The sequence below is a fragment of the Chryseobacterium paludis genome (assembly GCF_025403485.1).
In the GTDB taxonomy this organism is placed as follows: domain Bacteria; phylum Bacteroidota; class Bacteroidia; order Flavobacteriales; family Weeksellaceae; genus Chryseobacterium; species Chryseobacterium paludis.
In genome coordinates, this window is sequence record NZ_CP099966.1 from 4935898 (window position 1) to 4948290 (window position 12393).

Here is a 12393-nt window from a genome sequence, read left to right on the forward strand (position 1 = left end):
AAGTAATGATTGAAAATTCGTATAGAATTGATATCATGGTTAATAATAAGGTAATTGAAGTAAAGTCGGTGCTAGAAATGAATCCTATATTTTATTCGCAAGTATTGACTTATTTAAAACTGACAAATATTAAACTTGGATTACTGATTAATTTTAATTGTCCTCTTATCAAAGATGGAATCCATAGAATTGTAAATAAACTTATTAATGAATAAAACGTTCCTTTTTATTTTTCTATTTATCCAAAATCTTCTTTTTGCACAGTTTTCAGAGCGCAGTTTGTCCTCTGAAAAATGGCAGTTTAAAAATTCAAAAGAACAAAAATGGCTTCCTGCAAAAGTGCCAGGAACGGTTCATTTGGATCTCATGAATAATCAATTGATTCCGGATCCTTACAAGGATGAAAATGAGAAGAAATCTCAATGGATAGAAAATGAAGATTGGGATTATCAGACCCATTTTAATATATCATCTGAAGAATTAGAAAATCAAAATATAGATCTTGTTTTTGAAGGATTAGATACTTTTTCTGAAATTTACCTTAACGGAAAACTCCTCAAGAAAACAGATAATATGTTCAGGAAATGGGAATTTCTTGTGAAGCAATATGTAAAAATGGGCGACAATCTTCTGCAGATTAAATTCAGATCGGCAGTAAATGTAGGAAAAGAACTGGCAAAAAAGGTTCCTTTTATGATGCCCGAAAGCCCAAGAAGTTTTGTGAGAAAAGCTCAATATCAATTCGGATGGGATTGGGGTCCTAGATTAGTGACAGCAGGAATTTGGAAAGATGTAAAACTGAGCTTCTGGAATAATGCTAAACTTGAAAATGTAAAATTTGAACAAAAAGGCCTAACCAAACAAATGGCTGATTTAAATTTTCATTTTGAAATCTTTGCTGATAATGAAGGCATCTATGAAATTTCGATTGATAATAAAAAAAATCAACTCCAATTAAAGAAGGGAAGCAATAATGTAGATATTCCTTTTACAATAGAGAATCCCAAATTATGGCAGCCAAATGGATGGGGAGATCCTAATTTGTATACGGTTAAAGTTTCCTTACAAAAAGATTCAAAAATTATTTCAAATGAGGATTTGAGAATCGGATTGAGAACGATAGAATTTATTCAGGAAAAAGATGGAAAAGGAAAGTCTTTTTATTTTAAAGTAAATGGACATCCATTATACATAAAAGGAACCAACTGGATTCCGGCAGACAGCTTTTCACCAAGAATTACCAAGGGGAAATATCAGCAATTGATCAAAGATTCTAAAGAAGCAAATATGAATATGATTCGTATCTGGGGAGGTGGGATTTATGAAGATGATGAATTCTATAGAGCCTGTGATGAAAATGGAATCCTGGTATGGCAGGATTTTATGTTTGCTGGCAGCTTTTATCCAGCTGATGAGGACTTTTTGAATAACGTAAAAGAAGAAGTAAGAGGTCAGGTTAATCGATTACAAAATCATCCTTCTATTGCTTTATGGTGTGGGAATAATGAGGTAGATGAGGCTATTGTTAACTGGGAATATCAGAAGCAATTTAAATATTCAAAAGAAGATTCCCTACAGGTTTGGAAAGATTATAAAAAGGTTTTCCATGAAGTAATTCCAAATACTTTAAAAGAGAATTTAGCTGCTGATAAAAATATCTATTGGCCAAGTTCACCATCCATTGGTTGGGGTCATAAAGAAAGTTTAACAGAAGGTGATTCTCATTATTGGGGTGTTTGGTGGGGTGAGCAGCCTTTCGAAATATATAATGAAAAAGTAGGTCGCTTTATGTCGGAATATGGTTTCCAGGGAATGCCAAGTCTGGAAACGACTGAATCTATGTTTTCTGGAGATCCTGATCTAAGCTTGCAAAGTCCTACGATAAAAGCTCACGAAAAACATGGAAGAGGTTGGGAGATCATTAACAAATATATGGAGCGCGATTATCCTGTTCCAACTGATTTTGTAAAATATAATTATGTTTCTCAATTGCTACAGGCTCGAGGAATGCAAATTGCAATTGAAGCCCACCGTCGTGCAAAACCCTATAATATGGGAACTTTATACTGGCAGCTAAACGATTGCTGGCCCGTTGTTTCATGGTCTTCCATTGATTACCTGGGAAATTGGAAAGCTTTGCACTATCAAATAAAAAGAAGTTTTGAACAGCAGGTTTTATTGACTGAAGAAAAAGAAGGGACTTTGAATTTGTATGCTATCAATGATAATCAGAATGTATTTAGGAATCTGACTGTTGAAATAAAGGTTGTTAAGTTTAATGGAGAAGTGATCGGGACAGTGAGTTCTGAAGAAAAAACGCTGAATGAAATTGTAAAATTTGATCCAGTAAAAATAGATCGTTTAATTTCTGATTCATCTAAAAATGAAGTCTTTTTAAAGTTGACCTTAAAAGGCGAGAATGCTAAAATAGTAGCTGAAAATAATTTCTTTTTTGGAAAACCTAAAGATTTAAAGCTGACTAAACCCAATATTACAATCAGGAAAATTTCACCAACTGAAATTGAAGTCTCTACCGATGTTTTAGCAAAAGATGTTTATTTATTAGGGGATATTCATTTTAGTGATAACTTTTTTGACTTACTTCCAAAAAGCTCAAAACGGATTAAACTATCAAAATCTTTAGAAAAAGTTGAGGTAATGAGCTTGTGGAACACAGTTAATCCCTGATTAAATCTAAACAGTCCTATATGTTAAATCAATTAAATCCGATAAAACATAAAGATCTGAGTAATCCGCAAAATCTGCGGGAGATAAAATAGCCATCGCATAGCATATCAATAAAAAATAGATTGATTTTCACGGTCAACTAAAAAATCAACCTTAAATTTGCGAGATAGTCCAACACAATTATGGTGAATTTTGTTTTGATCGCGGTATGTATTTTGGCTGGAATGCTATTGAAAGCAACTAAATCCATCCATCCTGATGCTCACAAAGGGATCAATACCTGGATCCTCTACCTTGCTCTTCCAGCGGTTTCATTCAAATATTTGCCGAAAGTTCATTGGACACTGGAAATGCTTTTTCCTATTGTTGCTACATTTCTTATTGCTGTGTTCTGTTTTGTTTTTATGGCGGTTTATAGTATGAAAAAAGGGTATTCAAGGCGTTCGCAAAGTACGATGGAACTCATTAGTGGATATAGTAATACTTCTTTTATCGGCTTTCCTTTGATCAGTGCTTTTTATGGAGAGCGTCTTTTAAGTATTGCTGTAATTTGTGATCAGACCATGTTTTTCAGTCTTTCGACTTTAGGAATTATTGCAGCAGTAAAAGGCGGGAGCACCTCAGGAAAGGTTGGTGCTCAGTTTATTTTAAAAAGGCTGATCACCTTTCCGCCATTGGTAGGATGTATAAGTGCAATCATTCTTTCTCAGTTTATTGATTTTACAGTGGCAGAACCATTGTTTGACAAATTAGCAGCAACGGTGAGCCCATTAGCTTTGTTTTCTGTAGGATTGCAACTTAAATTCAACGGTTGGAAAAAACTTATCCCTCAAATGTCGGTTTCCATGTTATATAAGTTAATTTTAGCACCAGCTATTGTTTTGGGATTGGCCCTGTTATTAGGAATAAAAGGAGATGTTGCTAAAATTACTATTTTCGAAGCAGCTATGCCTACTGTTGTTACTTCAAGTATTATTGTTGAGCAGTTTAGACTCAATACCAAACTAACTAATTTGACCATTGGTTTCAGTATTATCGTAGGGTTTTTAACAACTGCTGTCTGGTATAGAATAATTGAAATGTTCTTTTAATTAAAGATATGTTTTGATAAAGAAAACTGTAGTAATTATAAAATTAAAAATAACGATTCCCATTCTTAATTTCGCAGGATCGAGTTTTTTTGTAAAATGTGCCCCAAAATAGCCTCCCAGAATTGTTGCCATCATCATGGTACAGGTTTCAGGCCAGTATACTTTTCCTGCCCAAATAAACAGAATAACTGCCACAGCATTAGCTATTCCTGTAAAAAGAGTCTTATTGGCATTAATAACCTTAATATCCGATAATCCGAATAATGCCCAAACAGCCATCATCATAATTCCAACTGCTCCACCAAAATAACCGCCATATATTCCTAAAAGAAATTGTGCTCCAAGTACCAAACCAGCACCAATATGCATTCTTTTTCTAAGCCAGTTACCAGCTTGTTTTCCAAATGCAAAGGCCAGAGAACCTAGTAAAAGCAACCAGGGAACAACGAGATTAAAACCACTTGATGGGGTATATAACAACAATAGACCTCCCGCACAGCCCCCTAACAAAGTAAGGATGATCATTGCGGTGATTGAAATATCAGGAAAAGGCTTAATATATTCTTTGAATTTCCAGGCACTGGCCAGGCTTCCGGGAAATAAGGCAACCGTACTTGATGCATTGGCCTGAATGGGAGGAACCCCTGCATAAATAAGCGCCGGGAAAGTAATAAACGATCCGCCTCCTGCTGCCGCATTGATCGCTCCAGCCATGAGTCCAATAAAAAATAACAGGATATAATTTTCCATGAACAAAGAATGATTAACAAAGATAAGGTACAGAACATGGAATCACGAATAAAAAATTGCAGTTCTGTAAAGAATGATTTAATTTTACACTTTAATTATTTCTCTTGCGATACGCCCAAATTGTTTTACCATTAAATTTAAAAGGTTCTTTCACTTACAAAGTACCTGAAGAGCTAATGCCTGCAATACAAACGGGAATGAGGGTTTTGGTGCCATTTCGTGGAAAAAAGATCTATACTGGAATTGTTTTTGAAATTCATGATATTGAACCGGAAGGGTTTATACCAAGAGAGGTTATCAGTATTTTAGATGAGTTTCCAATATTGCCAAAGGAACAAATTGATTTCTGGAACTGGCTTTCAGGATATTATTTATGCAGTTTGGGTGAGATCTATCGTTTTGCATTTCCATCCTCTTTGAAATTGGAAAGTGAAACTTATTTAAAATTAAAACCTAATGTAACGGTTGATTTTGAAAATCTGGACGTTAACGAAATGTATCTTATCCAGGCACTTGAAGTAAGACAGCTTATTAACCTTACTGATCTGGAAGCATTTATTCCCAAAAAAGATATTATTAAAACCATCAATTCATTAATTGATCTTCAATATATAGAGATTGATGAAAAAATAGGTGAAAAATATAAAGCCAAAGAAGTAGCTTATGTGAAGATCAATAAAGATCTTTTAGATAATGAAAGTCTTACAGCCATCTTGGCAAAGTTGAATAAAGCACCTAAGCAAAAAGACCTTTTTTTAATTATTTTATCTCAACAGACAGAAAGCCCGGATAGCTTTATCAAAAAATCTGATCTTTTTGAAGATGGCACTTTTGGACATTCTCATTTAAAGCCACTGATAGATAAGAATTTTGTTGAAGAATATTATTTGCAAAAAGACAGATTAGAAAGCTATGAAGGAGAAATTGAAGAGATAGAGGAGCTTTCTGAATCTCAGAAAGTAGCAAAAGAAGAGGTTGACGAAGCTTTTGAAGAAAAGAGAAACGTATTGCTTCATGGGGTAACTTCTTCTGGGAAGACTCATATTTATTTAGAGAAAATAGAAGAATGTGTAAATAATGGTAAAAATGTATTGTTTTTACTTCCTGAAATTTCCCTGACAAAACAAATTACGCAGAGGCTTGAAAAAAAATACGGAAGAAAACTAGGGTTCTATCATCAGAAATTAACCGATTTCGAAAAGGTAGAAGTTTGGCGAAGAATTAAAAATAATGATATTCAGATTCTTATTGGAACAAGGAATGCTTTATTCCTGCCATATCAGAACATAGGATTGGTTATTGTAGATGAAGAACACGATTCTGCTTACAAAGCGAGAGAGGTATCACCATATTTTAATGCTAAAGATTCTGCCCTGATATTTGGGAGTTTCTATGATGCACGGGTGATTTTAGGTTCTGCCACCCCTTCCGTCGAGAGTTATTATCTGGCTCGAAAAGAGAAAATGAAGTATATTTTCCTTAATGAAAGATTTGGAAATGTCCAGCTTCCTGAGTTTGAATTGATTAATTTTAAAGAAGCCCAGGATTCTAAAAAAGTTTCCGGAAATTTCTCTTTACAGTTGATTGATGAGATAAAAAAAACATTAGAAGAAAGAAACCAGGCGATGATTCTTCACAATCGCCGGGGTTATGCTAATGTTTTAGAGTGTGAATCTTGTGGATATGTTAATTATTGCTCCAATTGTGATGTGGTTATGACCTACCATAAAGCGGCTAACGAAATGAAGTGCCATTATTGTGGTCAGCGGGCTTCCAAACCAAAAGCCTGTCCAAAATGTCATTCCGAAAATCTAAATGAAAGGGGAGTAGGTGTTGAGCAGATTCATGAAGAAGTTTCTAAATTATTCCCGGATAATGAAGTGGATAGGATGGATGTTGATTCTATGCGGAAGAAATTTGCCTATGAGAAATTATATGAAAAAATAGAAGACCGCGAAACGGATATCGTTGTAGGTACACAAATGATCTCTAAAGGGCTGGATTTCGATCATATCGAATTGGTAGCCATTCCGAAGGCTGATTCCTTATTATATGTTCAGGATTTTAGAGCAGAAGAGCGCGCTTTTCAGTTGATTACGCAGGTTGCAGGAAGAGCAGGAAGAGTTTCCGGGAAGGGTAAGATCTATATCCAGACCTTTAATCCCGAACATTCTGTTTTTCAGCTGCTCAAAATGAATAAGGTTTCTAAGATCTATTATTATTTTTTAAAAGAACGTCAGAAATTTCATTATCCACCTTTTACAAAGCTTATTATGATCGAGCTTAAACATAGAAAAGAAGATAAAGTAAATCGGGCATCTCAGTTTTTAGGTTCTGTATTAAGAAAATATCTTCCTGAAGAATGTGTTTTAGGTCCGGAAAGATCTCAAATTGCACGAATCAATAATCTATATCAGTTTCAGATTTTACTGAAGCTTCCCCGAGGTAAAAACTATGAAAAGTATAAGAATCAAGTTTTGCTAAGTTTGAAAGATTTCGATGAAATTACTGCTTACCAAAGCATCAAAAAAGACGTTTTCGTGGATTTTTAACAATTTTTAACAAAATTTATAGGCTTTTATTAGATTATAATGGTCTGATTTCTAACAATATTTTCTACTTTTGGTCGTTGATTAATTGTTTGGCTCTTTTATTGGATGGTTATAACTAATCGTTTTTTATGAGACAGGCATAAAAACAAATACTAAGATAGATGGTAAATTTCAGAAAATATATTTCAAGTGTAGCGGTATTGGCTTCTGGGTTTTTCCTTGCTCAATCTACCGTTTCTACTGTTCTTTATTCTCAGGCTTACGACAATCAAAAAACGAATTTAAATTTACCTTCTCCGGTAACTTCGGTGGTTGAGAGGACGATTTTGTCGGCTAAAGAACTTGTAGATATTAATGTAAACACAATGGTGTCGGATCCCGTACTCAAAAATGCGGAGTGGGGATTTGTAGTGTATGACCCGAAAACTAAGAAAGTAATTTCTTCGTACAATGAAAATACTCCTTTAGTTCCGGCTTCTACAACGAAATTGTTAACCACTGAAACAGCTTTAAACCTGTTAGGGGAAAACTATCGTTGGATGACGCAGTTGGAATATTCAGGAAGTATAGATGAAAATGGAGTTTTAAATGGTAATCTTTATGTGGTAGGAAGCGGAGATCCGTCCCTTGGGACTAATAAAGGTGGAGCTTTATCATATAGAGAGATCGTTTCAGATTTCCTAAGTGGAATTTCACATGAAGGAATCAAAAAGGTAAATGGTGATATTATTATTCAGACAGCGCTTTTCAAAGGTAATATTGCGAGGCTTCCGGAAAATGTTGTTTGGCTAGAGAATAATAATTACTATCTGCCTGTAGGAACCACTCGTGAAATCAGTCCGGCAAACGAAAAACTGATTGTGAAAAAAGCGGGTTCTTTCTCTTCTGATAAAAAGTATTTTTATGTTTCTCCTTATGCCAATCAAATGGTGTATGCAGATAAATATGAAGGGGAAGGTATATTGACAACCAAACTGCCTGATGCTCCTGCTTATTTAGCTAATACTTTAAGAGCTTCTATGGTAAAAAGTGGTGTGGCTGTTACAGGAAAAGTAACTCCTAGAATGACAGATCCTACACCTGAGAGCAGAAAATTGATTTCAGCGTATAAGTCACCTACTTTAGGTGATATTATTTATTATACCAACCAACATAGTGATAATTCATTAGCTGAAGCCTTATTGAAAACAGTAGGTTTTCAGAAGTTGGGAGATCAGACTTCAGAATCAGGGAGAACTGTAGTAACAACCCATTTAAGAGAAAACGCTTTTGATATTAATGGTTTAAGCTATATAGATGGAAGTGGGCTTTCAAGAAATAATACGGTTACTCCAATTTCACAGGCAAAGTTTTTAACTTCTTTAATGGAGCAGAAATACTATAAGACCTATTTGACTTCACTTCCGGTAGGTGGGCAGTCAGGAACTTTAAAAAGAATGTTTATAGGAACCGGGAATGGACAAATTTTTGCTAAAACCGGAACTTTAAATAAAGTAAAAACATTAGCTGGCTACATGAAAACGAACTCAGGGAAAACACTGGTTTTCTCTTTGATGGTTAATAATTACGCAGGATCTGTAGATATGGTGAAGAAAAGAATGGAAAAGCTCTTGGAACCAGCATTAGATCTTTAAAAATATTTAATTAAATATCATAAGAACCTTTTAATCAATGATTAGAAGGTTTTTTTTATCTTTGACCATATTATAAATTTAAAAATGAAAAAACTCTATCTGGTAATTTTGTGCATTATTTCGTTTGAATCATTGCGTAGTCAAAATCAAAATGTTGAAATGAAAGGATTAATAGCAAAAGAAATGAAATCCTTTACTCAAAAGATGACCGCTCCAAATGTCAATCCTAATACATTAAATTATGATTTGCAGTATCAAAGAATGGATGTGAGTTTAGATCCTGCTATCTATACTATTTCTGGCTCTGTTACTTCACATTTTAAACCCAATCAAAGTATGGCCAGTATCTATTTTGATCTTGCCAATACTCTGACGGTTTCTCAAGTGAAATACCATGGGAATAATCTTAATTTCCAGCAGTTAGCTACGAAAGAAGTGAAGATTGATTTTCCAGCTTCTCTTCCGGCGAATGTATTAGATTCTTTAACAATACAATATTCAGGTCCACCTGATACCGCTAATAGTGCATTTTCTACAGGTTCACAAAACGGTAGTCTAATTGTTTCTACATTAAGCGAGCCTTATGGAGCACAAGACTGGTTTCCAACAAAACAAAGTCTTAATGATAAGATTGATCGTTTTGATTTTAAAATAACCACTCCGAATCAATACAGTGTAGCAGCCAATGGAAAATTTATGTCTGAGATAGCACTTCCAAATAGCAAAAAACTAACATTCTGGAGAACTATGTATCCTACCAGTGCTTATCTGGTGGCTCTTGCAATTACAAATTTTGTTAAACTGAATGATACAATGGGAAATCCCCCGTTTCCTTTTGTAAATTATGTATATCCTACCACAATAAATAATCCAGCTGTAATGTCTAATATAGAATGGACAAAGCAGATCATGAATACCTTTGAAACTTATTTTGGTCCATATCCTTTTCGCAATGAAAAGTATGGGCATATGGAGTTTCAATATGGGGGTGTCTGTATGGAGCATCAGACAATGTCTTCTATGAGTAGTTGGGGAAGATCGGTTATTGCTCATGAGCTGGCACACCAATGGTTTGGTGATAAGGTAACCTGTGGTTCATGGAATGATATATGGTTGAATGAGGGGTTTGCAACATTTGGAGAACATCTTGCGAATGAAAAATTATTGATGACCCAATCTCAATTTATGGATTATCTGGAAGATCAGAAAGATTACGTTACAAGTGCTCCTGGAGGAAGTACATATGTGGCTGATGCTAACCTGGGAAGTCAAGGAACTATTTTCAGTGGAAGATTGTCTTATGCAAAAGGAGGGTATATTCTTAGAATGTTGAAATGGATTTTAGGTGATGCTACTTTTTATCAGGCCATTAAAGAATATCACTCCAGACCGAATTTAGCCTATAATTATGCGAAAACTGCAGATCTGACTGCTTCTTTATTGCAATCTACAGGTAGAGATTTTACTGGATTTTTCAATGATTGGGTGTATGGCGAGGGATACCCAACCTATGATATCCGATGGAGGCAGTCTTCGAATCAGACTATAACGATTAAGGTAGGGCAGACTCAAAGCAATGCTTCGGTAAGCTTTTATGAAATGCCGCTTCCAATAAAAGTAAATGGTACTGCAGGTCAGGTGGCCTATCTTGTTTTAAATAATACTTCAAATAATCAGTATTTTGTAGAATCTGTACCATTTCCTATTGCCAGTGTACAGTTCAATTATGAGTATCAGATTTTAGAGAACAACTCTACAGTAACAAATGATAATACTTTAAGTACTCAGGATTTTGAGAAAGATCAATTTGCACTGTATCCAAATCCGGCTAAAAACGAATTATACTTTAAAGGAATAGATAAGCCAACAGATTTTATCATCTATTCAGCTGAAGGAAGATTGGTGAAAACAGGAATTTATCAACCTGGTAAATCTATTAATGTTGCTGAATTAATTCCAGGAGTGTATGTATTTAAAATAAAAGAAAGGAATATTAAGTTTGTGAAGGAGTAAAAAATTAATCAGAATATCGTGTTTTTAATGAAATGCGATATTTTGATTAAATGTAACATTTTTATTGAAAAATATTTAATTATTGAAAATAATAGTTAAATTTGATATAACAAATAAATGAAAATGTTATGAAAAAAATTTTACTATTGCTGTCTTTGCTTAGCAATTTGATAGCGTATTCTCAGGTTATTTTTAGCCAGGGTTTCGATACTTTCAGTACTTTAGCAGCTGCGGGCTGGACTACAACTAATCAAAGTAATCCAGCAGGATTAAGTTTATGGGCGCAGGGTGGAGGTACTGCGTTTGCCGGTGGTGGGCAAGCTGGCGGTGCTACTTCTTTTACATTATGTAATTTTAATAGTGTAGATGGGAGTGGTACTATAAGCAATTGGTTAATTACACCACCAATTACTGTAAAAAATGGTGACGTAATCTCGTTTTACACAAGAAAAGGAGGAACTTCAGGAAATTTTCCTGATAGATTGGAGTTTAGATTAAGTGATCAGGGAGCAGCTTCAACAATCCCCGCGGGAGAGACTGGGGTGGGTTCTTTCACGAATTTGGCAGTTTCTGTTAATCCAAACCTGACGACAAATACAACAGCTGTAAATGGATATCCTTTAACCTGGACTCAATATTCTTATACAGTTACCGGATTAGCTGCAGATACCAGTATGAGAATGGCTTTCCGTTATTTTGTTACTGATGGTGGACCTGATGGAGCCAATTCAAATATTATAGGAGTTGATACTTTTGCAGTAACAAGAACTACATTGGCAACCAACGAAGTAGAAACAAAGAAAAGTCTATCAGTTTATCCTACAATAGCTGATAAAGAACTGAATGTAAGTCTAAAAAATGATCAGCAAATAACAGCTATTTCAATCTATGATATGTCAGGAAAGGCAGTTCAGGTAGTGAAATCTAATGTTATTGATAAGAGCCATTCTGTAATTGATGTTTCGGCTTTGACAAGTGGTAATTATATTGTGAATATTCTAACAAAAGACTCAAAATATACAGGCAAATTTATTAAGAAATAGCTTGAAAGAAATAAATAGCTTTGAAAACTCAATACGAAAGCCTTCTTAAAATGAAGGCTTTTTTTATTTAATAACTCTTATAATCTCTCAAAAAAGTAGGCTAGCAATTTATAAATGGATCTAGGAAGTAAAATTTCGCGTATCTTTCATTATATTTTGCTTTAAATTTGCAATGCAAGAAGAGGTAACGAGCGTGACGCTCGTGCCAGCGGGGGTACCAATGACTAGGACAAATACTAGATTTTTTAAACCAGACAAAAAATAATTATAAAATGACAAATAGGAATAGAAATTTACTAATAATTCTAATTACTATTGCTATAATAATTTTATATAAATTTATTTTTCCTTCCAATAAACGGGATAACTTTTTAGATGAGATGAAGCAGCGGGAAATAAAATCAATAGTGTATAAAGAAACAATTGATTTTGAAAATCACGGTATTCCATATATTGTGTATGGAGAAAAGGATAGTATAATTATTTACAGAGACTGGGAAGACAAGATAGAAATCGGAGATTCAATACTAAAACCTAAAGGGTCTTTAGAGGTTGTAATTAAAAATTTAAGTAAAATTGAGAGGCTAAATTATGAAGATAAATTTGGTTTAGAATAAAGATC

The 12393-nt window shown here is 34.3% G+C and carries 9 protein-coding genes; 8 read left to right on the forward strand and 1 reads right to left on the reverse strand.

Annotated features, from left to right (window positions below; all coding sequences use genetic code 11):
• Positions 1-5 precede the first annotated feature (5 nt).
• From NG806_RS23020 to NG806_RS22405, 3 genes are all read left to right on the forward strand, one after another.
• A complete protein-coding gene (locus NG806_RS23020) occupies positions 6-215 on the forward strand; it encodes a GxxExxY protein (RefSeq protein WP_315941743.1) in 210 nt (69 codons plus the stop codon).
• Complete coding sequence (locus tag NG806_RS22400; RefSeq protein ID WP_261511397.1) at positions 208-2688, forward strand: beta-mannosidase; 2481 nt, start codon at positions 208-210, stop codon at positions 2686-2688. The genes NG806_RS23020 and NG806_RS22400 overlap by 8 nt, the downstream gene beginning before the upstream one ends.
• A 182-nt stretch (positions 2689-2870) precedes the next feature.
• Positions 2871-3779 carry an AEC family transporter gene (locus tag NG806_RS22405; protein ID WP_261511398.1) on the forward strand — a complete coding sequence of 303 codons (909 nt, stop codon included), beginning with the start codon at positions 2871-2873 and terminating at the stop codon, positions 3777-3779.
• On the opposite strand, the gene NG806_RS22410 is transcribed toward NG806_RS22405, so the two are convergent.
• On the reverse strand, positions 3780-4529 hold the full coding sequence (locus tag NG806_RS22410) for a sulfite exporter TauE/SafE family protein (protein ID WP_261511399.1): 750 nt from the start codon (positions 4527-4529) through the stop codon (positions 3780-3782).
• A 104-nt stretch (positions 4530-4633) separates the two neighbouring features.
• Here NG806_RS22410 and priA point away from each other — a divergent pair, with 104 nt between their 5' ends.
• The 5 genes from priA (at position 4634) to NG806_RS22435 (ending at position 12388) form a co-directional block, all read left to right on the forward strand.
• Positions 4634-7081, forward strand: a complete 2448-nt coding sequence (priA, locus tag NG806_RS22415) for a replication restart helicase PriA (protein ID WP_261511400.1) — start codon at positions 4634-4636, stop codon at positions 7079-7081.
• Positions 7082-7242: 161 nt separating this feature from the next.
• On the forward strand, positions 7243-8715 hold the full coding sequence (gene dacB, locus NG806_RS22420) for a D-alanyl-D-alanine carboxypeptidase/D-alanyl-D-alanine endopeptidase (protein WP_261511401.1): 1473 nt from the start codon (positions 7243-7245) through the stop codon (positions 8713-8715).
• A 159-nt stretch (positions 8716-8874) separates the two neighbouring features.
• On the forward strand, positions 8875-10728 hold the full coding sequence (locus NG806_RS22425) for a M1 family metallopeptidase (RefSeq protein WP_251040495.1): 1854 nt from the start codon (positions 8875-8877) through the stop codon (positions 10726-10728).
• 128 nt (positions 10729-10856) lie between these two features.
• Positions 10857-11771, forward strand: a complete 915-nt coding sequence (locus NG806_RS22430; RefSeq protein ID WP_261511402.1) for a T9SS-dependent choice-of-anchor J family protein — start codon at positions 10857-10859, stop codon at positions 11769-11771.
• A 272-nt stretch (positions 11772-12043) separates the two neighbouring features.
• Positions 12044-12388, forward strand: coding sequence for a hypothetical protein (locus tag NG806_RS22435; protein WP_261511403.1), 345 nt, complete (start codon positions 12044-12046; stop codon positions 12386-12388).
• The last annotated feature ends 5 nt before the right edge of the window (positions 12389-12393 follow it).